Below are 25,489 nucleotides of genomic sequence, written 5' to 3'. Positions count from 1 at the left end.
CATCGGGGCGAGGCGAGCGATCAGCCGTCCTCCGCGCCGGCCTCGATGTCGCCCTCCACCTTCAGGTAGATCTCCTGCAGGGCGTTCAGCACCGCGGGGTCGGGGCGGGCCCACATGTCGCGGCTCGCGGCCTCCAGCAGGCGTTCGGCCATGCCGTGCAGCGCCCAGGGGTTGGACTCGGCGAGGAAACGCCGGTTCTCCGGGTCCAGCACGTACGTCGCGGCCAGCGTGTCGTACATCCAGTCGGCCACCACGCCGGTCGTCGCGTCGTAGCCGAACAGGTAGTCCACGGTCGCGGCCAGCTCGAACGCGCCCTTGTAGCCGTGGCGCCGCATGGCCTCCACCCAGCGCGGGTTCACCACCCGGGCGCGGAAGACGCGCGCCGTCTCCTCCGCCAGGCTGCGGGTGCGCACCGCGTCAGGCCGCGTGCTGTCGCCGATGTAGGCCGCGGGGGCGCGGCCGGTCAGGGCCCGCACGGTGGCGACCATGCCGCCGTGGTACTGGAAGTAGTCGTCGGAGTCGGCGATGTCGTGCTCGCGGGTGTCGACGTTCTTGGCCGCCACGGCGATGCGCCGGTAGGCGGCCTCCATGTCGGCCCGGGCGGGCGTGCCGTCCAGATCCCTGCCGTAGGCGAAGCCGCCCCACACCGCGTACACCTCCGCGAGGTCGGCGTCGTCGCGCCAGTCGCGGCTGTCGATCAGCGGCAGCAGCCCCGCCCCGTAGGCGCCCGGCCGCGAGCCGAACACGCGCATGGTGGCCCGCCGCTCGTCCCCGTGCGCGGCGAGGTCGGCCTGGGCGTGCGCCCGGACGTAGTTCACCTCCTCCGGCTCCTCCAGCGCGGCGACCAGCCGCACCGCGTCGTCCAGCATGACCACGACGTGCGGGAAGGCGTCGCGGAAGAAGCCGCTGATGCGGACGGTGACGTCCACGCGGGGCCGTCCCAGCTCGTCGGGCGCGATCGGCGCGAGGCCGGTGACCCGGCGGGACGCCTCGTCCCACACCGGGCGGACGCCCAGCAGGGCGAGCACCTCGGCCACGTCGTCCCCGGCCGTCCGCATGGCGCTGGTGCCCCAGATCGACAGGCCCACCGAGCGGGGCCAGTCGCCGGTGTCGGCCCGGTAGCGGGCCAGCAGCGAGGCGGCCATCGCCTGGCCGGTCTCCCAGGCCAGGCGGCTCGGCACCGCCTTGGGGTCCACCGAGTAGAAGTTCCGGCCGGTCGGCAGCACGTTGACCAGCCCGCGCAGCGGTGAGCCGCTCGGCCCGGCCGGGACGTACCCGCCGTCCAGGGCGTGCAGGACGGCGCCGATCTCGTCCCCCGTCCTGTCCAGCCGCGGCACGATCTCCGTGGCCGCGAACCCCAGGATCGACGCCACCATCGGCGGCACCGCCACCTGCCCGGCCTCCGCTCCTCCGGCGTCCTCCGGCAGCGCCGGCGGTTCGGCTCGGGAGTCCTGGGGGACGTCGGCCGCCCCGTCCGCCGTGCCGGCGGTCGTCGCGGGCGCCGGGCGGGCGGCGAAGACGGCGGCGCAGACCTCCGGGACGGCGGCCGGGTCCCAGTCGCGGGCCTCCATGCCCTCGACGAGCGCGGCGGCGATCTCCTCGGCCTCGTCGGTGTCCGTGCGCCCGGCGGTGCCGTCCTCGGCCAGGCCAAGCGCCTCGCGCAGGCCCGGCAGCGCCTGGTCGCCCGCCCACATCTGCCGGGCGCGCAGCATCGCCAGCACCAGGTCCACCCGGGCCCGTCCCCTGGGTGCCTGGCCCAGCACGTGCAGGCCGTCGCGGATCTGCACGTCCTTGACCTCGCACAGCCAGCCGTCCACGTGCAGCAGGAAGTCGTCGAACTCGGCGTCGTGCGGCCGGTCGGCGACGCCGAGGTCGTGGTCCAGCCGGGCGGCCTGGATGAGCGTCCAGATCTGCGCGCGGACCGCGGGCAGCTTGGCCGGGTCCATGGCCGCGATCGAGGCGTGTTCGTCCAGCAGCTGCTCCAGCCGGGCCATGTCGCCGTAGGTGTCGGCCCGCGCCATCGGCGGCACCAGGTGGTCCACCAGGGTGGCGTGGGCGCGGCGCTTGGCCTGGGTGCCCTCCCCGGGGTCGTTCACCAGGAACGGGTAGATCAGCGGCAGGTCGCCGAGCGCGGCGTCCGGGCCGCAGGAGGCCGACATTCCGGCCGACTTGCCGGGCAGCCACTCCAGGTTGCCGTGCTTGCCGACGTGCACGACGGCGTGCGCGCCGAAGCCCTCCTCGTCCCGCAGCCAGCGGTAGGCGGCCAGGTAGTGGTGGCTCGGCGGCAGGTCCGGGTCGTGGTAGATCGCGATCGGGTTCTCGCCGAACCCGCGCGGCGGCTGGACCATCACCACGACGTTGCCCGCGCGAAGCGCCGCCAGCACGATCTCCCCGCCGGGGTCGCGGGAGCGGTCGACGAACAGCTCGCCGGGCGCCGGGCCCCAGTGCCGCTCGACGCGGGCGCGCAGGTCCCCGGGGAGCGTCGCGTACCAGGCGCGGTAGCGGGCGGCGGAGATCCGCACCGGGTTGCCGGCGAGCTGCTCCTCGGTGAGCCAGTCCTGGTCCTGGCCGCCGGCGGCGATCAGCGCGTGGATCAGCGCGTCGCCGTCCAGGTCGGCCACGCCGGGAAGTCCGTCCTCGCCGTCGGGGCCGATGTCGTACCCGTCCGCGCGCAGAGCGGCCAGGAGGCGCACGACGCTGGCCGGGGTGTCCAGGCCGACCGCGTTGCCGACCCGGGCGTGCTTGGTCGGGTAGGCCGACAGCATCACGACGATCCGCCGCTCCTCGCGGGGCACGTGCCGCAGGACGGCGTGCCGCACGGCGATCCCGGCGACGCGGGCGGCGCGCTCGGGGTCGGCCACGTAGACCGTCAGCCCGTCCTGGTCGACCTCCTTGAAGGAGAACGGGACGGTGATGATCCGGCCGTCGAACTCGGGGATGGCCACCTGGGAGGCCGCGTCCAGCGGGGAAAGGCCCTCGTCGCTCTCCTCCCACGCCCGCCGGTCGCTCGTCAGGCACAGGCCCTGCAGGATCGGCACGTCGAGCCCGGCCAGCGCGCCCACGTCCCACGCCTCGTCGTCCCCGCCGGCCGAGGCGGTCGCCGGGCGCGTCCCTCCGGCGGCGAGCACGGTGACGACCAGCGCGTCCACCTCGCCGAGCACCTGGAGCAGTTCCGGCTCCGCCGTGCGCAGCGAGGCGCAGTAGACGGGCAGCGGGCGGCCTCCGGCGTCCTCGATGGCGTCGCACAGCACGTGCACGAACCCGGTGTTCCCCGCGACGTGGTGGGCGCGGTAGTACAACACCCCCACCACCGGCCGGGCACCGGTCGGTCCGTCCGCGATCGTGACCGGGGCGCTCTGGTCCTCGTTCGTGGCCGGGATACCGGCCGCCTCCCGCCTCCCCTCGACGGGGAGATCGGCCGTCACCTCCCCGCCCGTGCCGGCGTCCTGCCCCACCGGAGGTTCGGACTCCGGGCGTTCCAGGACGCCCCAGGCGGGGGTGGCCTCGGGCGGGGCGAAGCCGTGGCCGGTGAGCAGCACGGTGTCGGACAGGAAGCGGTGCAGCTCTGCCAGGTTCGCCGGGCCGCCGTGCGCGAGGTAGGCGTGCGCCTCGGCGCACACTCCTCCGGGGACGGTGGACAGCTCCATCAGCTCGGCGTCGGGGGCCTGCTCGCCGCCGAGCACCACCACCGGGCGGGGGCCGGCGAGCAGGGCGTCCAGGCCCTCCTGCCAGACCCGCCGCCCGCCGAGCAGGCGGACGACGACCAGTTCCACGCCGTCCAGCAGCTCGGGGAGGCCGGCGGCGGTGAGCCGGGCGGGGTTGCCGAGCCGGTACGGCAGGCCGCACGCGCGGGCGCTGAGCAGGTCGGTGTCGGAGGTCGACAGCAGGAGCAAGGGGAGATGGCGCACGGCACATCCTCACTCGGGGTCCGCGCCCCGGGTCGTGGGTCCACACGGCGGCCTGGAGTCTCCTGGCTTCCGGATCGACGCATCACCCCGGCCTTCCCGCCCGTTGCCGGACCGTGGCCTTGGTGGGGTTGACTCCCCGGTGACAGTGGCGGGACCGCGCCGGACTCACACCGGCTTCCTCCAGTACCGTCGCCCTCCATCAGATCATGTCGTCCGACTTATTGCGAGATGTCGTTATTGCGATCAGCCGGGGTTACCATCCTCACCGTGGCCGCCGCCGACTTCTCCACCCCCGCGAGCGCGAACGAAACAACCCGCCCGCCCGGCCAGGCTCCTCCCGGCGGCGCCGGTTCCCCGGCCCGGTCGATCGACACCGCCGGTCCCCCGTCGCGCCCGGCCGACGGGGCCGGTTCCCCGTCGCGCCCGGCCGACGGCGCCGGTTCCCCGGCCCGGTCGCGGCCGGACGCCTGCCCCGGGGCCCTGCAGACGCACACGGCGGCGGACGGCGCGGTCGCCCGCCTCCGGACGCCGGGCGGCCTGCTCACCCCCGACCGGCTGCGCGTCATCGCGGACGCCGCCACCACGTGGGGATCGGGCGTGATCGAGCTGACCTCGCGCGCGAACGTGCAGGTGCGCGGGCTCGGCGAGGCGGACGGCCAGGCGTTCGCGGACCGGATGGCCGCCGCCGGGCTGCTGCCCTCGGCCACCCACGAGCGGGTGCGCAACATCCTCGCCGGCCCGCTGTCCGGCCTCGACGGGCGGGGCCTCGCCGATGTCATCCCCCTCGTCCGCGCGCTGGACGGCGCCGTGCTCGCCCGGCCCGCCCTCGCGGAGCTGCCGGGCCGTTTCCTGTTCGCCCTCGACGACGGCCGCCGCGACCTGCTCCCCCTCCACGCCGACCTCACCCTCCTCCCCACCCGGCCCTCCCCCGTCACCGGCTACACAGGGGCCGGGAACGAACCCGGTCCGGGCGGGTCCATAGAGGCTTGGGACCCGGGGCAGGGGGCGGGCATGGCCGGATGCGTGCTGCTGCTCGCCGGGCAGGACACCGGGCTGCGGTTCCGCCTCGCCGACGCGGTGCCCGTGATGATCGCCGCCGCCGAGGCGTTCCTGGCCGAGCGGACCGCCCAGGGCACCGGCGCATGGCGCGTCGCCGAACTCACCGACGGCCCCGCCGCGATCACCGCCCGCCTCACCACCGGCACTCCCCAGGTCTTCCCCACCATCCGCACCGGCCCGGACGCCGCGACGACGGATACGGCCGGGCGTACGGACACCGGGAAATCTCCCGGGATCGTCGCCATGGCGGACGGGCGGGTGGCGCTGGTCGTCCTGGCCGCGCTGGGCCGGCTCACCGCCGCCCAGGCGCACGCGGTGGCCGAGGCGGCCGACGCGGGAAGCGCGGAGGTCCGGCTGACCCCGTGGCGCACCCTCGTGATCCCCGGCATCGCGCCTGCCGAGGCCGCGGCGTGGACATCCCGCCTGGCCACCGCCGGGCTGGTGACCGACGCGGCATCCCCATGGGCCGGAGTCACGGCCTGCACGGGCCTGCCGGGCTGCGCCAAATCGCTCGCCGACGTCCGGTCCGACGCGACCCGGGCCACCTCGCACTCGCACCCCGCCACCGGACCGGCCCTGACCGGACACCGGCCGCTCCCCGTGCACTGGGCGGGATGCGAGCGCCACTGCGGACGCCCCGCCGGCCCGGCCGTCCTGGTGACCGCCACCCCCGACGGCTACCACGTCGAGTCCCCAGGCACCTCCGAACACCACACCGCCCTCCCGGCCACGGCCACCGCGGTCGCCGGAGCACGCACCGGCGACCATCGATAGCACGTGACAGAGGTGACGCCTAGGTGCGGCCGACGATGGTGCCGGCTCTGTCGATGACGATGACGTCGACCTCCACCGGGGCGCCGCGCAGGACGTCCAGGGCGGTGGCGCGGGCGCGGGCGGCGATCAGGTCGCCGAGGGGCACCCCCGCCTCCCGGCAGAGGGTGAGGGCCTGGAGGGCGGTGTTGGCGTCCCGCACCCGGGCCGCCAGCGCCTCGTCGCCGCCCGCGCCGAGCACCATCGCCGCCAGCGCCTCGGTGCTGACCTGCGAGCGGCCCGAGTGCAGGTCGAGATGCCCGTCGGCGAGCTTGGACAGCTTGCCGACGCCCCCGGCCACGGTGAGCCGGGGAACGGGGTGGCGGCGCAGGTACTTCAGGACGGCGCCCGCGAAGTCGCCCATGTCGAGCAGCGCGTCCTCCGGCAGCCCGTACAGCTCGGCGGCGACCCGCTCGGAGGTGCTGCCGGTGCACGCCGCCACGTGGCGGTGCCCGGCGGCGCGGGCGACGTCCACGCCGCGCCGGATGCTGTCGATCCACGCCGAGCACGAGTAGGGCACCACGACGCCCGTGGTGCCGAGGATGGACAGGCCGCCGAGGATGCCGAGCCGGGGGTTCCAGGTGCGGCGCGCAAGCTCCTCGCCGCCGTCCACGGAGATCTCGACGACCACGTCGCCGGCGGCTCCGTGCGCGGCGGCGACGCGGGCCACGTGGGCGCGCATCATCTCCCGGGGCACCGGATTGATGGCGGGCTCGCCCACCTCCAGCGGAAGGCCCGGCTTGGTCACGGTGCCGACGCCCGGCCCCGCGCGGAAGGTGACCCCGGTTCCGGGGGCGCCTCGCCGCACGGCGGCGCGGATCAGCGCGCCGTGCGTGACGTCCGGGTCGTCCCCCGCGTCCTTGACCACCCCGGCCCTGGCCTCCCGATACGGCGGGGCATCCTGACCCCCCGCGGTCCGTCGAGGCTCCGCCGTCCCCTGTCGCCCCGTCGCCTCCCCAGGGGCGGCGGTCCCACGTCGCCCCGCCGTCTCCTCAAGGCCGGCGGTCCCACGTCGCCCCGCCGCCTCCCCAGGGGCGACGGGCCCACGTCGCCCCGCCGTCTCCTCAAGGCCGGCGGTCCCACGTCGCCCCGCCGTCTCCCCAGGGGCGGCGGGCCCGTCCCGTCTGGCCGCCTCGCCGTGCTGCGGGGGATGTCCGTTCTGCGGGGGTGTCACGTGAGCGGGGATGAGTTCCTCGGTGGCCAGCGCGAACGACGGGCGCTGCCCTCGGGGCAGGACGATCTCCACCGGGTCGGGGAACGTCCCGGTGAGCAGTGCGGTGTAGGCGGCGGTGACCGCCGCCGTCGCGCACGCGCCGGTCGTCCACCCGTACCGCAACCCAGTGCTCATGGGTCAAGAATGCACATCCCGCGAGCGGGCTCGCCGCGCAGGGCCAGCCGGGCCGGCTTCTCCCGGTTCGCCAGGGCACATGCCGGATCCCGCCCGGTGAGCGGACCGGGCGGGATCGGCACAGGGTCGGGTCAGATGCAGAAGCCCCAGGTCGGCTTGCAGCAGCCCCAGGTGAACGCGCCCTCGGTGGCGGGTTCCCGGCCGCCGACGATCCGCTCGTCCAGCGTGATCTCGCCGGCCGGGTGGTCGAGGCCGGCGACGCGGGCCTGCGGGTTCTTCCACTGACGGATCAGCTCGTTGTCGGACATTTCATAACTCCTTCAATGACGAGGCCGAGATGCGGTGACGCCTACACGGGGCAGGAGAGAGTGCGGGTGGCGCAGCAGCCGATGCTGATGAAGAACTCGGTCTGCGGAGGCATCCCGCCGACCACCTCCTCCTGCAGGGCGATCTCGCCGGCCGGGTGGTCGAGGCCGGCGACGCGGGCCTGCGGGTTCTTCCACTGACGGATCAGCTCGTTGTCGGACATGAGGGAACTCCTTGTCGATGAATCGGTGGGGATGAACGGGGTGTGGGCCTGCTAGCAGAGGTCCACGGTGCAGCATTTGTGGGAGATCACCGGCGGCCAGGTCTCCTGCGGCATGCCGCCGACGACGTGCGCGAGGCCCTCGTCGACGTCGATCTCACCGGCCGGGTGCGCGACCCCCCTGGTGCGGACCCGGGGGTCCTTCCACTGACGGATCAGTTCGTCGTCGGACGACATCGCGCGACTCCTTCGGTACTCGGGTCAGCCGCAGTAGACGCCGGTGGGGCAGCAGCCCCAGGAGGCGATCGCCTCCGTCGCGGGCGGCATGCCACCGACCAGCTCGTCCAGGCTGATCTCACCCGCGGGGTGGACCAGGTCACCGGTACGGGCCTGCGGGTTCTTCCACTGACGGATCAGCTCGTTGTCGGACATCTCATGACTCCTTCGGCTACGTCGTGGCGATCAGAAGCCGCCGGCGCAGAACGCGTCGGTGGGGCAGCAGCCGAGGGAGAAGGCGTACTCGGTCCTGGGCGGCCGGCCGCCGACCACGCGGGTGTCGTCCAGGGCGATCTCCCCAGCGGGGTGGACGAGGCCGGCGACGCGGGCCTGCGGGTTCTTCCACTGACGGATCAGCTCGTTGTCGGACATGGTGTGACTCCTTCGTTCAGATTTCGGTGGAGGGGGGACCGCGCCGGACGGTGCCGGCGGGACGGGCCCGCGGTGCCGCGGGCCCGGGGGCGGCTCAGATCCCGCCGCACCACAGACCGGTGGGGCAGCAGCCCAGGGAGGCGATCCACTCGGTCACCGGCGGCCGGCCGCCGACCACCTGCTCCTCGGTGAGGGCGATCTCCCCGGCCGGGTGGTCGAGGCCGGCGATGCGGGCCTGCGGGTTCTTCCACTGACGGATCAGCTCGTTGTCGGACATGACGTACTCTCCAGTTCGTTGGTGTGTGTACGGGCGCGCCGGGGCCATCCGGCGCGCTTCACGCGTTCAGGGCCTCGACCCGCGGACGGGGCTCGGCGTCCAGTGCGAACAGCTCCCGGTAGGTCCCCTCTCGTGCGATGAGTTCCTCGTGCCGGCCGCGCTCGACGACGCGGCCGCGGTCGAGCACGAGGATCTGGTGGGCGTCGCGGATCGCGCTCAGGCGGTGCGAGATGACGATCCGCGTGACCTCGAGCCCGGACAGCGCCGCGTCGACGCGGCGTTCGGTCTCGGGGTCGAGGTGGCTGGTGGCCTCGTCGAGGATGAGCAGACGAGGCTTGTGGACCAGGGCGCGGGCCAGGGCGACCCGCTGCCGCTGCCCGGCCGACAGCGCGGCTCCGGCCTCGCCGACGAGCGTGCCGTATCCCATGGGCATGGCGACCACGTCGTCGTGCAGTCCGGCGATGCGGGCGGCGCGCACCACCTCCGCCTCGGTGGCGTCCTCCCGGCCCAGAGTGAGGTTCTCCCTGATCGAGCCGTTGAAGAGGTTGAGGTCCTGCAGGACGGCGCCGCAGCGTGATCGCAGGTCGTGGACGTCCAGGTCGGACAGGTCGTGCCCGCCGTGGCGCACCGTGCCCGCGGTGGGGCGCAGCAGGCCGAGGACCAGCAAAGCGATGGTGCTCTTGCCCGACCCCGTGCGGCCGACGATGCCGAGCTTGTCGCCGGGCTGGACGGCGAAGGCGAGGCCGGACAGGACCGGCGGGCCGTCGGACTGGTAGTGGAAGACCAGCCCCTCGACCTCGACGCCGCTCGGGGCGTCCGGCGCAAGGCGCACCTGACCGCTGGGCTCCTCGTCGGCGTCGACGATGTCGTACACCCGCTCGATCTGGCTGCGCAGCATCGGATAGCTCTGGCCGGCGCCGGCCAGCCCCTGGATCGGGGCCAGCACCGCGAGCGCCACCGTACTGGCGGCGAGCGCCGTGCCGATGGTCATGGACCCGTTCAGGACCAGCGCCAGCCCGGTCAGTAGCAGGAGCAGGGGGGCCGCGGTGGTGAGGGCCTGGTGCAGGGCCTCCAGGCCGGCGGTGATCCGGCCGCGCACGGCCAGGGCCGCGCGGTACCGGTCGAACAGGCCGGCCCAGTGCTGCTCGGCCCGCTCCTCCACCCCGTTGGCCTTGACCGGGATCACGGCCTCCAGCGTCTCGGTGAGATAGCTCTGCTCCTCGGCCTTGGCCGACAGCTCGCGCTGGTAGACCGCCGCCGTCCGCGGGGAGAGCCGCACCACCAGCAGCACGTGGACGCCGCCCAGCACGACGACGACCGGCACGTATCCGGGGGCGAGCACGGCCAGGCCGATCAGGTAGCCGGTGAGCAGCGCGGCGTCCAGCACCATCGTCAGCAGCCGCTGGGTGACGGTCTCGCGCGTGGTGGAGACGCTGCCGAGCCGGGCGAGCAGGTCGCCCCTGCGGCGCTGGATGAAGAACGACAGCGGCAGCCGCAGCATGTGGCGGATCAGCCGCCGCCCGAGCGTCGCCTCGGCCCGGACGCGCAGGCCGAGCACCACCAGCTCGCGCAGCAGGGTCATGGCGCCGGCCAGGACCGTGGTGCCGGCCACCACGATGGCGAACACGGGCAGGATGTCGGCCCGCCGGTCGGGGACGAAGGTGTCGACGACCTGCTGGGTGGCGATCGGCAGCACCAGCGCGAGCGTCTTGAGCACGACCGCGCAGGCCAGCACGACGCCGAGCAGGCCGCGGCTGCCGGGCAGCGCCACGAAGTCGCGCAGGTAGCGCAGCATGAGCCACTCGCGCATGGGCGTGCGCCGCCGCGTGAAGTCCGGTCCCGGCGTCACGCGGACCAGCACGCCGCCGTAGCGCCGGTCGAAGTCCTCCCTGCTCTGCCAGAGGCGGCCGGCTCCGGGGTCGGCGACGCGGACGCGCCGCGCGGTGACCCGTTCGACGACGACGAAGTGGTGGTCGGCGAGGTAGGCGATGACCGGCTCGTCGGTGCCGTCCAGGTGCGCCACCCGCTCGGTCCGCGCGTGCAGGCCCATGCGGGGGGCGGCGGCGATCAGGTGGGCGGCCGACACCCCGTCGCGGCCGATGCCGAGCAGTTCACGGCATTCGGCGACCCTGGTGTCGCGGCCGTGGAAGCTGGCGATCATGGCGAGGCAGGCCGCGGCGCATTCGGTCGAGGTGAGCTGGTGCCGCAGCGGAACCCTGGCCATCAGCGATCCCTCCCGACCGGCGATCCGCACGGCGCCCCGGCCATCGGCGACCGCTCCCAGGGAGGGACCTCGTACAGCGGCCTGGTCATGACCGGTCCCTTTCGGCGCGTCACCCCGAAGGGCGCCACGGCCATCGGCGCCCGCTCCCGGCGGGGCGCCTCGTACGGCGACCTGGTCATCGCTGGTCCTTTCCGGCGGGGGCCTCGAACAGGAGCACGGAGGGGATCTGGTCGGGCAGGGCGAGCCGGAGCAGCCCGTGCCCGATGCCGGCCAGCCCGTTCATCAGGCCGGGCGTGTGCGGACCGGGCGCGCCGCAGCGCGGGCCGTGGCGCTCGAGGTCGTCGAGCACGCGAGCCGTGCGGGCCGTCAGCAGGCCGGCCACCTCCGGCCGGTCGCGGGTCCGGATCAGCAGTTCGAGGTTGCCCAGCTCGCCGTGGCAGAGGCTGTGGTTGGCCATGGGCCCGTGCGCCGCCTCGGCGGCCAGCGCGAGGCCGAGGTCGGCCCGCACCTGATCGACGTACGTCGGATCGGCGGACACCCGGCCGGCGGACGGGAGGTCCGCGGACACCCGGCCGGCGGTCGTCAGGTCGGTGGAGGTCAGGTCGGTGGAGGTCAGGTCGGAGAACGCCCGGGCGGCCGGGGTCAGGGCGGACGTCCGGGACAGGCCGATGCCGGGGGCGCCGTGGCACCAGGCGTGGAGGGTGTCGCCGGGGCCCTGCCCCGTGCGGAAGTCGGGCCAGCCCCGCAGGTCCGGCCGGTAGTGCTCGCTCTCGTAGGCGAAGGCGGCCAGGGCCATCTCGCGGGCGCGCGGGTCGCCGCCCGCCTCGGCGTAGCGGCACAGCGCCCAGCCGATGCCGGCCGCGCCGTGCGAGAAGCCGGTCAGCGGCAGGTCGCCGCACATGGGCGTCCGCCAGGCCATGCCCGCTCCGATGGGGATCGCGGTGGTGAGCAGGCGCTCGGCGCACGCCTCCGCCGTCCGCCAGGCCGCGTCCGATCCGGTGGCCCGGTGGATCGCGAGCATCGTCGCCAGGGTGCCGGCGGCACCGCCGATGACGTCCAGGACCTCGTCGTGGCCGGCCGCCTTGGCGCACGCCTCCACCAGGTCCTCCACCGGTCCCGCCAGGCCGGGCTCGCCGAGCAGGCCGGCCAGGTGCAGCAACGCGTACGCCACGCCGCCCAGCCCGGTGAACGCGCCCATGACGCCCTGTTCCGGCGGGTCCTGCGCGAGCCGGGCGAGGGGGACGACCGCGCGGCGGGCCAGGCCGGCGTACCGCTCCCGGCCGGTGACGGCGGCGCACTGCGCCAGGAACAGCGCCACCCCCGTGTAGCCCCCGTACAGCTCGAAGGACAGCGGCCGGGGCATCCAGTACTTGTCCTCCACCAGGTCCAGCCCGAGCCAGTTGACCCGGCCGTCGTCGGCGCAGGCGTGCCGGTCGATCAGGTCGGCGATGTCCTGGGCGGCGGCGACCAGCCGGTCCCGGTCCGCTGGACCACCGCCGGCGGGTGCCGCGGACGCGGCGCCGGTGACGACGCCGGTGACGACGCCGGTGACGACGCCGGCCAGGCCGGTGCGGTCGCGGGAGGCCATCGACGCGCGGATCACCCATTCCTGACGGCGCCGGTCGGCCTCGCCCATGCCCTGGATCTTGTGGACGGCGCGGCTCAGGCCGGACTCGGGCAGCACGCCGCGGAGCCGGACGCCGCCGGAGGTCCACAGGTCGCGGCCGCCGGGCCGGGTCGTGAAGATCGGGATGTCGCCGGCCCAGAGGTCCGCGGTCTCGTACTCGGTCATCCGCTCGCGGAGCGGGTCGCCGCCGGACAGCGCCCAGAGGTGGTCCAGGACGCGGTCACGGTCGAGGCCGTGACGCAGCACGTCCGGGTGGGTGGACTCCATCATCAGCTTGCCGTAGGTCCGGGTGGCGCGCGGGACGACCCGCACCTCGTCGTCGGCGAAGACGGCCAACAGCCCGGTCAGGCCGGCGGCGTCCGCGACGATGGCCTCGTAGGCCCGCCCGAACCCGTCCAGGATGTCCTCGACGTGGTCGGCGGGGTCGGCCTCGTCGTCGCCGACGCGCGGGCGGTTGCTCACTCCCGGGAAGGTCGCGTGGTCGCGGACCAGCCGCATCTCGTCGGTGCCCTGGCCCGTCCACGCGGGGCTCTTGACGGGCATGGTGGCGTCCTTGTCGCCGCCCATCCCGGACAGGTCGATCACGCCGTTCTCGCCGAGCATCAGGTCCGGGAGCAGGCCGCTGCGGCTCACCGAGGCCTCCAGTGCCCGCGCCGCCGGGTCCGCCATCAGGCCGTCGAATCCCGCGCCCGGCACCACGGGGTGCAGCAGCGCCTCCAGGTCGACCAGCACGGGCTGGTCCCCGCAGGCGATCAGGTTCTCGCAGTGGAAGTCGGCGCCGTCCAGCGCGTGCAGCAGCGCGAGCAGCGCGCCGAGCCGGTGGTAGTAGCGGCCGACCTCCTCCTGGTCGCGGCACGGCAGGTGCGGTGCGAACTCCACCCAGCCGTACGCGCCGCGGTCCAGCACCGCCAGGCGGGTGAGGCCGAGGCCGGGGACGCGTTCGTTGAGCCGGCCCAGCGCGTCGTTGAAGTGGCGGTGGACGGCCTGCGGGCGCGGCTTGTACACCACCCGCGCGCCGCCGTCGAAGCCCAGGACGCTCACCGACCGGCCGCCCTGGTGGGTGTCACCGCCGGCGGCGGCCGTGGTCAGCGGGCCGGGGTCGGCCCCGCCCAGCAGCGTGCGGACGATCTCGTCGCGGTCGGCCGCGAAGCGTGCGAGCATCTCGCCGCGGGTGGCGGCGAACCGGTCGGCGGTCTCGGCCAGCAGCCTGGCCAGCACCGGGTACTCCTCGCACAGCGCCGCCAGCGCCTCGGGCCGCCGGAAGTGCCGGACGAACCCGGCGAACCGCTCCTCGGGCGTCTCACCCGACAGCCGCCGGGCGACGCGCATGACGTTGAGCTCCAGGACCAGCGTCCGCGCCGCCAGCGCGGCCAGCCGCTGCCGCAGCTCCCCGCCCCAGCCCGCCAGCAGCGCCTCGGCTTCGACGGCCGGTCCGCATTCGGCCAGCGCGCCGGCCAAGTGCCGCAGCGCGCCCTCGGCGAACGGCGCCACGACCGCCGTGAACCCCTCCCCGGCCGGCGCCGTGCCCGCGGCGGCGACCGCCTCGGCGGCGTGCCCGGCCCACGCGGGACGGCCGGCGCGGCCGGCCAGCGCGGCGGGTTCCTCGTCGAGCAGCGCGGCCAGTTCCTCGACGCTCAGCCCGGCCGCGGCCAGCCGCCGCTCGAACCGTCCGTCGTCCAGCGGCCCGTGGGCGTCGCGCCACTCCCGCAGCCGCCAGCGCGCGGTCTCCCCCGTCGTCTCCGGTGGCCGGCCGGCGGGGAGGTGCCCGCCGGCCTGGTCCAGCCGCTCCGCCAGCGTCAGGCCGTCCGCCCACCACGCCGGGCCGAGCCCGGCGGGCGCCGCCCGCGACGTCTTTCCGTGTCCGCTCATGACAAGCACTGTGCCGATCCGCGGCGCGCGTCACATGCGGGCGGCGCCCCCAAATTCCCGGGGCCCCGTGGGGGCGCGGTGGGGGCTCACGGGGGCGTCATGGGGGCGTCGGCCGCGTCGGCTCGGCGCATCAGCTCGGCGGCGTGCTCGTACAGGGCGGCGCGGTCGGGCAGGCCCGTCTTGTGCAGCAGGCTCGCGACGTGCTTCTCCACCGTCCGGGGTGAGATGAACAGCCGCTTGCCGATGTCGACGTTGCCGCGCCGTTCGGCGAGCAGGGTCAGCACCTGGTACTCCCGCACGCTGACGCCCTGGCCGCGCAGCCGGCTCGGCACCTGCTCGCGTCCGGTGCGACGCTGCGACACCGCGGCCCCCGCCTGGCGCAACATGGCCCGGCAGGCCCCGGTGACGGCGGGGATGCCGGCCTGGTGGAAGTACTCCTCGGCGGTGCGCAGCCAGACCAGCGGCTCTCCCCAGCCGTCGGCCAAGGCGGCCTCGGCGACCAGCCGCAGCCCGAGGTGCCGGGCGAGCGGGAACGGCCGGCCGTTCTCCGCGGCCGCCGCGAACGCGGCGAGCGCGCCCTCCGCGTCGCCGTCGCGGCCCAGCAGCACCGCGTCGGCCAGGTGGAGGAAGTGCCGGTTCCAGGCCAGCTCGGCGGCCGAGGTGGCGTCCGCGGCCCGCCATTCGGCGCGGCCCGCCCGCCCGGCCAGCACCTCCATGAGCACGCCGATGCCGTACCTGCCGGTCAGGTAGTAGACGGTGGGGTTACGCTCCTCCCAGTCCCGCGCCTTGGCCAGCATCTCGGCGCACAGGTCGCGGTCCTCCTCCAGCAGGGCGCACGTGGCCTGGCACAGGCCGTGGACGACCGGCATGTGCAGGCTGTTCTCCCCTCCCCACCGGCGGAACCGCTCCAGCGCCAGCTCCATGTCCGCGCGCTTGGCCTGGTGGGCGGCGAGCGTGGCCTGGGCGAGCAGAAGGTACTGGGTGTAGGCGGTGTGGCCGAGGCGGATGGTCGTCTCGACGCACGGCACGGCCAGCTCGTGGGCCTCGCCGTACTCGCCGCGCAGGACCGCCATCATCACCAGGGATGCCTGGGCGGTGTGGACCAGGCTGATCGCGCCGGCCCGCTCCGCCGCCCTGCCGACCTCCTCCAGCCGGTCCCGTTCGCCGGTGCGCAGGGCGTGGTTGGCGGCCAGGCGCACCATCGCCCGCAGCTTCCACAGCCTCAGCCCGTGGGCGTCGGCGATGGTCAGCACCCGGGTCAGGCACCGGTCGGGCTCGTCGAACCCGCGGACGCGGGAGAACAGCGCCATCCGCTCCCACGCCTGGCAGGCCACCTCGGGGAGCGGGACGCGCTCAGCGACCTCGGCCGCCCGCCGCACGAGGGTCTCCGCGGCGGCCATCCGCTGGGGGCTCTGCTGCAGCACGCCGTGGTCGGGGACGATGAGCTGGGCCTCGATCACGTCGATGGCGGCGGCCCTGGCCTCGTCGGGGCCGATGTCGAGGAGCCTTCGGACCGCGGCGACGTGCGCGAGGCCGTCGGCGGTCTGGCCGATCTCGGCGGCCACCCACGCCAGCTTGGTGCGCAGGTCGATCTCGTGCGGGATGGTCATCGCCAGGTCGCCGGTGATCGGCAGGTCCTTGGCGAGCGCGTAGGCGCGGTCGGCCTCCCCGCTCTCGGTCAGCGCGTGCAGCAACCCCTGGATGGCGCTCGCCCGCAGGTCGGCGGGGGCGGAGCCGAGCATGCCGTAGGCGCGGTCCAGCAGCGTGACGGCGAGGTCGGCGGCGCCGTCGCCCAGCAGGCGGCGACCGGCGTCGGCCAGCATACCGGCCGCGCCGAGCGCGTCCCCCGCGCTCAGGCGCAGGGTGGCCGCCATCTGGCACCACTCCCCGGGCAGCCCGGGGTGCAGGCGCTCCAGCGCGTCGGCCGCGCCGCGCGCGATCAGCTTGCGCTCGGCCGGGATCAGCGCGGACAGCAGGGCCTCGGCCATCAGCGCGTGGCGGAAGGCGTACCAGTCGCTGGCGGAGTCGTCCGGTGTGATGAGCCGCGCGTCGGTCGCCGACCGCAGGAAGGCCATGACCTCGCGGTCGTCCAGGCCGGCGGCCTCCTGGATCACCGGGACCGGGAAGCGGGAGCCGAAGATCGCCGCCGTGTGCAGCAGATCCCGGGCCGAGGGGCCCAGGTGCGCGGCGCGCAGCGTGATGCTACGGACCAGCGTGGTCGGCACGTCGATCGCGGGGTCGCCGTTCAGCCGCCAGCGCCGGCCGTCGCGCTCCAGGGCGCCGACGCCGGCCATGGCGGCGAGCAGTTCCTCGACGATGAACGGGACGCCCGCGGTGTCACGTTCCAAACGGCCGACCAACTGGCGGGGCAGGTCCTCCGGCGAGACGTCCAGGCAGGCGGCCGTCAGGCGTGCGAGCTGGTCGGGCGGCAGCGGCGCCAGGTCGATGAGGCCCGCGGTGCGCCGCAGGTGGCACGACTCCGCGACGGCGCGGGCGGGTCCCGCGTGGCTGCGCAGGTTGGCCAGCAGGAGGGCGGGCGTCTCGGCGAGGTTGTCGGCCAGGTACTCCACGACGGCGAGCGTGTCGGCGTCCGCCTCGTGCAGGTCCTCCAGGATGAGCAGGCAGCCGCCGTCCCGCCCGATCACCGCCAGCAGGCGCAGGATGGCCTCGGCCAGGACCACCACCGACTCCAGGTGGCCGGCGATCCCCGCCCGCCGCCACTCCGGGACCAGCCGGGTCAGCGCCGGCAGGTAAGGCGCCAGCGCGGGGTCGTCGGGCGGGGGGTTGGTCCTGCTGTAGGAGAGCAGCGCCTCGCATAACGGTTTGAACGGGATGTCCGCGCTGACGTTGCCGCCGCGTCCCCGTAACACTGTCATTCCGGTGTCGAATGCGCGATACGCGCAGTCGGCGGATAGGCGGGACTTGCCTATCCCGGGGTCGCCGAGCAGAAAGACCGCGCCGCCGCGCCCTTGACGGGCGGCGGACAGGCGCCGGTCGAGTTCTTCGATTTCGCGCTCACGCCCGACCAGAATGGGGGAGGTGAATGACATGACGACAGATTATCTGCCGCCATGTCACGAAATATGGGCTTTTAGCAGGTGCTGACGGTGACCGGGAGGACGGTGTCGTCCCCGCCGGCGGCCAGCACGACGCCCGCCGCGGTGTCGGGCGAGCCCAGCACGAGCGTCGTCCCCGCCGTCAGCCCGGCCAGCACCAGAGCACGGGTCACCGGGGAGACCCCGGCCAGCCTGATCATGATCGAGCCGGCCGGACGGCCCACCCGCTCCTGCCAGGTCGCGGCCGGCCCCCCGGCGGTCTCACGGTTGTCACTTTCCACGGATCTCTCCTTCATCAGCGGGCCGCAGCAGCAGCACCGACGTCGTTGTCTCCGGAAGGGCCAGCCTGAGCAGTCCATGGCCGATGCCGGCCAGGCCGTCGAGCAGGCCCGGGGTCGGAGCGTGGCGGGGAGTGCCGCACCGCGCTCCATGAGTGTCCAGCGAGGCCAGCAACCTGCCGGCGTCCCGGCGCAGCTCACGCCGCGCCGAAGCGTCTCCCCGCCGCGCCGGCGCACTCAACGTCTCCAACCGCCCCGTCTCGCCATGGCACAGACCATGGCCGCCCAGCGTCATCCCGGCCGACCTTGAGGGGCTGCCCGCCGGGACGCCGGCGCCTGTGTGCCCGCCCGGCGAGACCCCCGCGTTCATGGGGGATGGGGAGCCGCCCGCGAGAGCGGCGTCCGCGGTGACCATGGTGAGCGTGGTGGGCGCGGCCTCCGCGGCATCCGCCGGGATGTCCGGGGTGTCGGCGGTGTCCGCCAGGGCGAGGCGCACACCCGCCCCGCCGTGGCACCAGGTGTTCTCTTCGGGCGCCCGTGCCCGGGCGTCCGCGAGCAGGCGAGCCCCCATCTTGCCCCCCGCATCGCCGCGCCCGTACCTGGCCAGCGCCCATCCGACGCCGGCGGCGCCGAAGGCGAACCCCGGCGGCAGGTCCGCCGAGGGCGCCGCCGAGGTCAGGCGCTCGGCGCACGCCGCCGCCACGCGGCCGGCCACCTCCGAACCGGTGGTCTGCCGGACGGCGAGCATCGCGGCCAGGCATCCCGCCAGGCCGTCGTGGACGTCCAGCGGCGCCTCGTCGGTGACCGCCGCACCCGCGGCCTCCACCGCGGGCGCGACCCAGCTCGTCACCTCCGAGTCTCCGAGCAGGAGGCCGAGCTGTGACAGGCCGAACGCGATGCCGCCGAGCCCGCCGAAACCGCCGCACCCCACCGCCCGGAGCAGCTCCGGGTTCGCACCGATCTGCTCCAGCAGCCGCGGGATGGGACGCACCGCCATCCGGGCGACGTCCATGTAGCGGGAGATCCCGGTCGCGCGGCTCGCCTCGGCCAGGAACAGCGCGACGCCGAGGTAACCGCCGGCCAGCCCGCCGCCCAGCGGCATGACCATCCAGCGGCCGTCTTCGACGGGCTCCAGGCCGAGCCAGTTCACCGTGCCGCCGTCGCGGTGGGCGGTCGCGCACAGGCGGTCCGCGATGCCGCGCGCCGCGGCGACGAGCGCCTCAGGATGGGGCACCATCGCCTGGGACGGCGCCCCCGGCGACTCCCCCGGCACGTGCCGCCCACCGGCCCCCCGGCTCCCCGGCCCCGGCCGCCCGTGAGCCATGCCCTCCTCGGACGCTCGCCGCCCCTGAGCCATGCCCTCCTCGGACGCTCGCCGCCCGTGAGCCATGCCCTCCTCGGGCACTCTTCGCCCGTGAGTCGTGCCGTCCTCCGGTGCTCGCCGTGTGGTGGACGCCTCGTCCCCCGGCTCCGGCGGTCCGCCCGTCGTCCCGTCCGCCGGCTCGCGTGGTCCGGCGGCCGACCGGGCCGCCATCGAGGCCTGAATGAGCCATTCCTGGTTCTCCCGGTCGGCCGTGCCGAGCCGGGAGAGCTTGGCGGCCACGGTGTCCAGCCCGCACTCCGCCGGCCGCCACGACAACGGTTCGCCCCGGCTGTCGCGGATCTCCGGCGAGCCCGGGACCGCGCTGAAGTAGGGGATGTCCCCCGCCCACAGGTCGGCCCGCTCGGACGGCACCGCCGCCGTCCGCGCCGGGTCGCCGGCGGACACGGCCTCCAGCAGGCCGAACACCTCGTCCCTGTCGGCGGCCGTCCTGACCACGTCGGGGTGGGTCGACTCGATCATCAGTTCGCCGTAGAACCGCGTCGGCCGCAGCAGCACACGCACCTGGGCCCGGCCGAACCGCGACAGCGGCCCGCGAAGCAGTTCCTCGCGCCCGGCCGCGATGGCGTCGTAGGCCCGCCGGAATCCGGCGAGCAGGCTCGGCACGTGGTCGGCCGGGTCGGCGTCCACCCCGTCCAGACGGGGACGGTTGGCCGCCCCGGCGAATCGGGCGACGCCGCGCACCAGCCGCATGGTGTCGGTCCCGGCCTCCTCCCACTGGGGGGCCAGGAAGGGGTACACCTCGTCCTTGTCGCCGCCCAGCCCGGAGATGTCCAGGGCGCCGAGCTCACCGACCATCAGCTTCGGCAGCAGGGCGGTGCGCTGCACCGAGTCCCGCAGCGCGTGCAGCGCCGGGTCGGCGGACGCCTCCACCGGCAGCGCCGGATGGAACAGCGTCTCGACGTCGACCAGCACCGGCTGCCCTCCGCAGGCGATGAGGTTCTCGTAGTGGACGTCCACGGCGTTCAGCGCGTACAGCAGGGCCAGCAGCGCGCCGGCCCGCACGTAGAACCGCTCGACCTCGGCGGCGTCGGCGCACGGCTCGGCGGGCACGAACTCGGTCCAGCCGTAGCCGTCCCGGCGCGCCACCCGCGGCGTGCGCAGGCCGAGGCCGGGCACGCGTTCGTTGAGCCAGCCGGCCACCTCGCCGAAACAGACGTGCGCCTCGACCGGCCGCGGACGGTAGACGACCTTCGCTCCGCCGGCCAGCGTCACCAGGGCGACCGCGCGACCGCCGACATGGCCGTCGCCCGCCGCGGAGAACTCCACCAGGCCGCCCGGATCGCCTCCCAGGAGTTCCCGCAGGTGCGCGCCGTCCCCGGTGAAGCGGGTCAGCAGTTCCAGCCCGGTCTCCACCGCCTGGTCGGCGGCCTGGTCCAGCAGGCGGGCCAGCACGGGGTAGTCCTTCAGCAGTGCCGCCAGCCCGTCTCCGGTGCCCACCTGGCGCACGAAGCCAGCGAACCGCTCGGCCGGTGTGCCTCCCGCCAGCCGCCCCCCGGCCCGCCGCTCGTTCAGCTCGTACACCAGGACGCGGGCCGCGATGCGCGTCAGCGCGGCCGTCAGGTCGGCCGCGAACCGTTCGCGGATCGAGGCGAGGACGAGTCCCGCGCCATCGGCGCCATCAGCGCTTCGGCCGCCCTTGATGCCCTCGATGCCCTTGATGCCCTCGATGCGCGATCCGCCGGCCACCAGCCGGTCCGCCGCGCGGCGGACGAGCGGCTGTACGGCGTCGGACAGGCTCGCGGCCGGCCCGGTGGAGCCGCCCGGCACGCGGGCGACGGCCTCCGGAGCCGAGGGGGCCGAGAGAGCGGGAGGCGTCTGCCCGTGAACCACGGTGCGGGTCCGGGGCGGCGCGGCGACGGACGGGCTCATAGGGGTCACAGCGCCCGAGTATCGCTTCCCCGCCCGGCACCCGACATGGGGGCGAAGCCCCCATATTCTGCGTTCCGCCTCCTGCGCCCCCGGTCCCGCACCGCTCGCGCCCCCTGGCACGGTGCGTGTCAGATGCCCCGCCGTCCCGCACGGTGCCCGCCATCCCGCACGGTGCCCGCCGGGGTGCGCGCGGCCGAAGCGGGCCCTCGTTTCCTTACCGGCCTGGATTGGGCGAATGCATCCGCCGGGCCGCCGCGGCATCCAAGCGGTACTTCTCCACAGATCTGAACAAAAGCGCATGATCGATGCGTTTTGTGATTATCAGCGTCATCGGGGCACGATCTCGTGTCCTTCTGCAATGTCAGCACCCATGTCGGCACCTATGTCAGCAGCAAGGAAAGATCATGTCGAACACACCGCCGGCCGCCGTGCTGGAAGCCGCCGAGGCGGAGTTCATGTACCAGTACGAGGTGGGCACGCCGGCGGACGCGAGCGCGACGCTACACGTCGCGACGGCCCGCATCGGGGGCGGCGTCGTGCTGTCGATGCGCGGCGATCGGTCAGGATACTGGAGCAAGGCGCTCGGATTCGGCTTCGAGGAGCCGGTCACCGACGAGCTCATCGGCCGCGTGCTGGACTTCTACCGCGGCGAGGGCGCCGGCCGCGCGGTGCTGCAGATCGCTCCGTCCGTGCTGCCGCCGGACTGGGAGGACATCCGCGCCCGGCACGGCCTGCGCCCGGGAGGCGAGATCGTCAAGGTGTGCGGACCGGTCGACGCCTTCGTCCCCGGAAGCACAGAACTGCGGGTCGGGCCGGTCGGCCCGCAGGACGCGGAAGAATGGGCCACGGTGGTGCTGTCGGTGTTCGGCATGCTCGACCAAGGGCTGGTGCGGATGATGACGGCCACCGTCGGGCACCCGCGCTTCCGGCCGTTCGCGGTGTGGGACGGCGACCGCGTCGTCGCGGGCGCGAACCTCTACCTGCACGGCGACGCCGGCGCGCTCAACGCCGGGGCGACGCTGCCGGAGTACCGCGGCCGGGGAGCGCAGTCGGCCCTGATGGCGGCCCGCGCCGAGCAGGCCGCGGCCGCCGGCTGCCGATGGCTGATCGCCGAAGCCGGACGTCCTGGAGAGGGCGAGAGCAACCCCTCCCTGAACAACATGCTGCGCGCCGGGCTGCGGCCGGTCTATCACCGGCGGAACTGGATCTGGCAGCAGGACGCCCCCGAAGAAGCATGACGTCAACGTCCTGTCGCGGGGCCGACAATGGTCTTCGGGTGAGGGAGGGGACGGCCGGTGGACGGTGGGCGCGGGCACGTGGGGCGGACGGTGCTGGTCCTGGGCGGGACCGGGGAGGCGCGGGGGCTGGCGGCCGAACTGGCCGGCAGGCCGGGGACGCGGGTGGTGTCGTCCCTGGCCGGACGGGTGAGCGATCCCAAGCTGCCCGAGGGCGAGGTGCGGGTCGGCGGGTTCGGCGGACCCGAGCGCATGGCCGCCTGGCTGCGCGAGCGGCGGATCGGCGCCGTGGTGGACGCCACACACCCGTTCGCCGCCCGGATCACCGCCTCGGCCGTTCAGGCGTGCGCGGCGGCGGGCGTGCCGCTGCTGGTGCTCCGGCGTCCGGGATGGGTCGAGGGCCCGGGGGACGACTGGCACTGGGTGGCGTCGCTGGAAGAGGCGGCCGGGACGCTGCCGGCCCTCGGCGGGCGCGTCTTCCTCACCTCGGGCCGGCAGGGGTTGCCGGCCTTCGCGGGCCTGGACGAGCTGTGGTTCCTCATCCGCACCGTGGACCCGCCCGAGCCGCCGCTCCCCCGCCGCCATCACCTCCTGCTCGACCGCGGCCCCTACAGCCTGGACGGCGAGCTCTCCCTGATGCGCGCCCACCGCGTCGAGGTCCTGGTCACCAAGGACAGCGGGGGGACCATGACCACGGCCAAGCTCGCGGCCGCCCGCGAACTGCGACTGCCCGTCGTCGTGGTGCGGCGCCCTCCCCTGCCCCTCCCGGCCACTGACACGCAGGTCGCCGGGACCGTGGAAGAGGCCATGACCTGGCTCGACGACCTCCCCGATCCCGGTCCGGGTGAAACCGGACACTGACCACCCCGCGACGACGACGCTCGCCCTCCTCCCCGCCGCCGGCTCAGGAGCTCAGGCCGGGTGACACCGAGAAGTGACCCGGACCGGACCGCACCCGCCCGGCTGTCCGCTCCGGCTCCGGCTTCCCGGCTCAGGCGGGGTAGCGGCGTGGGGTGAACACCACCGGGCGGCCGTCCCGCTCGGCGATCCGGGTGGTGGAGGAGCCGACCACCAGCAGGCAGCGCATGTCGACGTCGGCCGGGTCCAGTTTGGCCAGCGTGGTGACGCGCAGGCTCTCGCCGGGCCCGCCGACGTCCCGCCCGACCACCACGGGGGTGTCGGGCGCGCGGTGCTCCAGCAGCAGGTCGCGGGCCGCGCCCACCTGCCAGGTGCGGCTGCGCGAGGCCGGGTTGTAGATCGCCAGCACCAGATCGGCGCGCGCCGCGGCGGTGACGCGCCCGGCGATCACCTCCCACGGCTTGAGCCGGTCGGACAGCGAGAGCACGCAGTAGTCGTGCCCGAGCGGCGCGCCGGCCCTGGCGGCGACCGCCTGCGCGGCCGTCAGCCCGGGGACCACGCGCACCCGCACCCCCGCGAACCGCGGTTCGCACGCCACCTCCAGCACCGCGCTCGCCATGGCGAACACGCCGGGGTCGCCGGAGGACACCACCGCGACCCGGGCGCCCGACCGCGCCATCTCCAGGGCGTGCGCGGCGCGTTCGGCCTCGGCACGGTTGTCGGTGGGGTGACGGCGTTGGCGCGGGTTCGGCGGGACGCGGTCCAGGTAGGGGCCGTAGCCGACCAGGTCGTCCGCGGTGGCCAGCGCGTCCTGCGCCTCCGGCGTCAGCCACGACCGTCCCCCCGGCCCCAGCCCGACCACGATCACCTCTCCGCGAACCGCCTTCCCATGGGCCGCCTCCGGCGCGGACGCTCCGGCGGCGCCAGCATGGGCGCCGGTGCCCGGGCTCACGGTGTCGCCCGGTTCGGTGGTCCGGGTGAGGGAGGCGCCGGCGCGGCTGGGGATGACGGCGATGGAGAAGTAGGGCACCTCGGCCGGATCCACCTCGGCGAGCGGAGCGATCCGCTGCCGGTCGGTGCTGGCCCGCTCGACGTACCAGGCCTCGCCCAGCCGCCCGGCCCGGTCGAGCGCCTCACGCACGGCGGGGAAGGTGCGCCCGAGCTTGAGGATCGCGGCCGACCCGGTGGCGGCGAGCCGCTCGGCGAGGACGTCCGGCGGCAGGGTGCCCGGCAGGACGGTCAGGGCCTCCTCACCCTCGACCAGCGGACGGCCGAGCGCCGCCGCCGCCCCGCTCATCGACGTCACGCCGGGGACCACCTCGGTGGGGTAACGGTGGGCCAGCCGCTTGTGCAGGTGCATGTAGGACCCGTAGAAGAGGGGGTCGCCCTCGCACAGGACGACGACGTCGCGTCCCGCGTCGAGGTGCGCGGCCAGCCGTTCGGCGCAGACGGCGTAGAAGTCGTCGATGGCGCCCCGGTAGCCGCCGGGGTGGTCGGTGGTCTCGGTGGTGACCGGGTAGATCAGCGGTTCCTCGACCTGGTCGCCGCGCAGGTACGGCTCGGCGACGCCGCGGGCGATGCTGCGGCCGTGGCGCGCGCTGTGGTAGGCGACCACGTCGGCCTCGCGCACCAGCCGGGCGGCCTTCACCGTCACCAGCTCGGGGTCGCCGGGGCCGAGCCCCACCCCCCACAGGCGCCCGGGTGCCGCCGGTGCGGCGTCCCGCGATGGGCCGGAGTCGTTCATGCGCAGTTCACTCTTCCTCGCTCGCGATCGCGTTGACGGCGGCCGCCGCCATCGCGCTTCCACCCCTGCGGCCGTGCACGACCAGGTACGCGAGGTCGCCGTCGTACTCCGTCAGGGCCTGTTTGGACTCGGCCGCGCCGATGAACCCGACGGGGACGCCGAGCACGGCGGCGGGCCGGCCCGCCCCCTCCCGCACCAGTTCGAGCAGCCGGAACAGCGCCGTCGGAGCGTTGCCGACGGCCACCACGGCGCCGTCGAGCCGGTCGCGCCACAGCTCCAGCGCCGCGGCACTGCGCGTGGTGCCGAGCCGAACGGCCAGTTCAGGCACCCGGGCGTCGCCGAGCGTGCAGATCACCTCGTTGCCGGCGGGCAGGCGCCGGCGGGTCACCCCGGAGGCCACCATGGCGGCGTCGCACAGCACCGGCGCCCCGGCGAGCAGGGCCGTCCTGGCGCGGGCCACGACGCCCGGGGACCAGGCCAGGTCGTCGACCAGATCGACCATTCCGCAGGCGTGGATCATGCGGACGGCCACGCGGGCGACGTCCCCGGGCAGTCCGGCCAGGCGGGCCTCCGCCCGGATCGTCGCGAACGACCGCCGGTAGATCTCGGCCCCGTCCCGCACATACTCGATCACGACCGGCCCCCACCGTCCGCGTCCGGACCGCCGTTCCCATCCCCGTCCAAGCTGCCCTTCCCGTTTACGTGCGCGTATGGGGCGCTGTTTCCTTTTTCGTCCCTGCTCTCGCTTCGGCCGTCGGACGGGGCGCCG

General features: G+C 75.0%; 18 protein-coding genes and 1 riboswitch. Of the genes, 3 read left to right on the top strand and 15 right to left on the bottom strand.

Annotation, left to right across the window (positions count from 1 at the left end; all coding sequences use genetic code 11):
- Positions 1-20: 20 nt before the first annotated feature.
- A complete protein-coding gene (gene cobN, locus ACFQSB_RS20760) occupies positions 21-3,908 on the bottom strand; it encodes a cobaltochelatase subunit CobN (protein WP_380828473.1) in 3,888 nt (1,295 codons plus the stop codon).
- A 55-nt stretch (positions 3,909-3,963) separates the two neighbouring features.
- A riboswitch (cobalamin riboswitch) is annotated at positions 3,964-4,089 on the bottom strand.
- Positions 4,090-4,175: 86 nt separating this feature from the next.
- Here cobN and cobG point away from each other — a divergent pair.
- Positions 4,176-5,741 (top strand): precorrin-3B synthase, encoded by a 1,566-nt coding sequence (gene cobG, locus ACFQSB_RS20755; RefSeq protein WP_380828472.1) that lies wholly within the window; start codon positions 4,176-4,178, stop codon positions 5,739-5,741.
- A 19-nt stretch (positions 5,742-5,760) separates the two neighbouring features.
- On the opposite strand, the gene ACFQSB_RS20750 is transcribed toward cobG, so the two are convergent.
- The 12 genes from ACFQSB_RS20750 to ACFQSB_RS20695 form a co-directional block, all read right to left on the bottom strand.
- Positions 5,761-7,125: a cobalt-precorrin-5B (C(1))-methyltransferase gene (locus ACFQSB_RS20750; RefSeq protein WP_380828471.1), complete on the bottom strand. Its 1,365-nt coding sequence runs from the start codon at positions 7,123-7,125 to the stop codon at positions 5,761-5,763.
- Positions 7,126-7,256: 131 nt separating this feature from the next.
- Positions 7,257-7,433, bottom strand: a complete 177-nt coding sequence (locus tag ACFQSB_RS20745; protein WP_354841143.1) for a hypothetical protein — start codon at positions 7,431-7,433, stop codon at positions 7,257-7,259.
- A 41-nt stretch (positions 7,434-7,474) separates the two neighbouring features.
- On the bottom strand, positions 7,475-7,654 hold the full coding sequence (locus tag ACFQSB_RS20740; protein WP_354919960.1) for a hypothetical protein: 180 nt from the start codon (positions 7,652-7,654) through the stop codon (positions 7,475-7,477).
- Between the two features lie 51 nt (positions 7,655-7,705).
- Positions 7,706-7,888, bottom strand: coding sequence for a hypothetical protein (locus tag ACFQSB_RS20735; protein ID WP_380828470.1), 183 nt, complete (start codon positions 7,886-7,888; stop codon positions 7,706-7,708).
- Between the two features lie 24 nt (positions 7,889-7,912).
- A complete protein-coding gene (locus ACFQSB_RS20730) occupies positions 7,913-8,083 on the bottom strand; it encodes a hypothetical protein (RefSeq protein WP_354919954.1) in 171 nt (56 codons plus the stop codon).
- A gap of 30 nt (positions 8,084-8,113) precedes the next feature.
- On the bottom strand, positions 8,114-8,299 hold the full coding sequence (locus ACFQSB_RS20725) for a hypothetical protein (protein ID WP_354841132.1): 186 nt from the start codon (positions 8,297-8,299) through the stop codon (positions 8,114-8,116).
- A gap of 94 nt (positions 8,300-8,393) precedes the next feature.
- Positions 8,394-8,576, bottom strand: a complete 183-nt coding sequence (locus ACFQSB_RS20720; RefSeq protein WP_380828469.1) for a hypothetical protein — start codon at positions 8,574-8,576, stop codon at positions 8,394-8,396.
- Positions 8,577-8,634: 58 nt separating this feature from the next.
- Positions 8,635-10,800, bottom strand: a complete 2,166-nt coding sequence (locus ACFQSB_RS20715; RefSeq protein ID WP_380828467.1) for a peptidase domain-containing ABC transporter — start codon at positions 10,798-10,800, stop codon at positions 8,635-8,637.
- A 175-nt stretch (positions 10,801-10,975) separates the two neighbouring features.
- On the bottom strand, positions 10,976-14,296 hold the full coding sequence (locus ACFQSB_RS20710) for a type 2 lanthipeptide synthetase LanM family protein (protein WP_380828466.1): 3,321 nt from the start codon (positions 14,294-14,296) through the stop codon (positions 10,976-10,978).
- Positions 14,297-14,382: 86 nt separating this feature from the next.
- Positions 14,383-17,346: a helix-turn-helix transcriptional regulator gene (locus ACFQSB_RS20705; RefSeq protein WP_380828465.1), complete on the bottom strand. Its 2,964-nt coding sequence runs from the start codon at positions 17,344-17,346 to the stop codon at positions 14,383-14,385.
- Positions 17,347-17,387: 41 nt separating this feature from the next.
- Entirely contained in the window at positions 17,388-17,633 is a 246-nt protein-coding gene (locus tag ACFQSB_RS20700; protein ID WP_380828464.1) for a hypothetical protein, read from the bottom strand.
- A complete protein-coding gene (locus ACFQSB_RS20695) occupies positions 17,623-20,883 on the bottom strand; it encodes a type 2 lanthipeptide synthetase LanM family protein (protein WP_380828572.1) in 3,261 nt (1,086 codons plus the stop codon). Before ACFQSB_RS20695 ends, ACFQSB_RS20700 begins: the two co-directional genes overlap by 11 nt.
- Before the next feature lie 404 nt (positions 20,884-21,287).
- On the opposite strand from ACFQSB_RS20695, the gene ACFQSB_RS20690 reads away from it, so the two are divergent.
- A complete protein-coding gene (locus ACFQSB_RS20690) occupies positions 21,288-22,121 on the top strand; it encodes a GNAT family N-acetyltransferase (protein ID WP_380828463.1) in 834 nt (277 codons plus the stop codon).
- A 57-nt stretch (positions 22,122-22,178) separates the two neighbouring features.
- A complete protein-coding gene (locus tag ACFQSB_RS20685) occupies positions 22,179-22,979 on the top strand; it encodes a cobalt-precorrin-6A reductase (protein ID WP_380828462.1) in 801 nt (266 codons plus the stop codon).
- A 130-nt stretch (positions 22,980-23,109) separates the two neighbouring features.
- Here the strand turns inward: ACFQSB_RS20685 and ACFQSB_RS20680 are convergent, their stop codons facing one another.
- Both ACFQSB_RS20680 and ACFQSB_RS20675 read right to left on the bottom strand, forming a co-directional pair.
- A complete protein-coding gene (locus ACFQSB_RS20680) occupies positions 23,110-24,720 on the bottom strand; it encodes a precorrin-2 C(20)-methyltransferase (protein WP_380828461.1) in 1,611 nt (536 codons plus the stop codon).
- Between the two features lie 7 nt (positions 24,721-24,727).
- Entirely contained in the window at positions 24,728-25,354 is a 627-nt protein-coding gene (locus ACFQSB_RS20675; protein ID WP_380828460.1) for a precorrin-8X methylmutase, read from the bottom strand.
- Positions 25,355-25,489 lie beyond the last annotated feature (135 nt).

This window comes from Sphaerisporangium rhizosphaerae (genome assembly GCF_042665155.1).
Lineage (GTDB): Bacteria > Actinomycetota > Actinomycetes > Streptosporangiales > Streptosporangiaceae > Sphaerisporangium > Sphaerisporangium rhizosphaerae.
The sequence above is the reverse complement of the archived record's forward strand: the minus strand, read 5'-3'. Positions and strand labels throughout refer to the sequence as shown.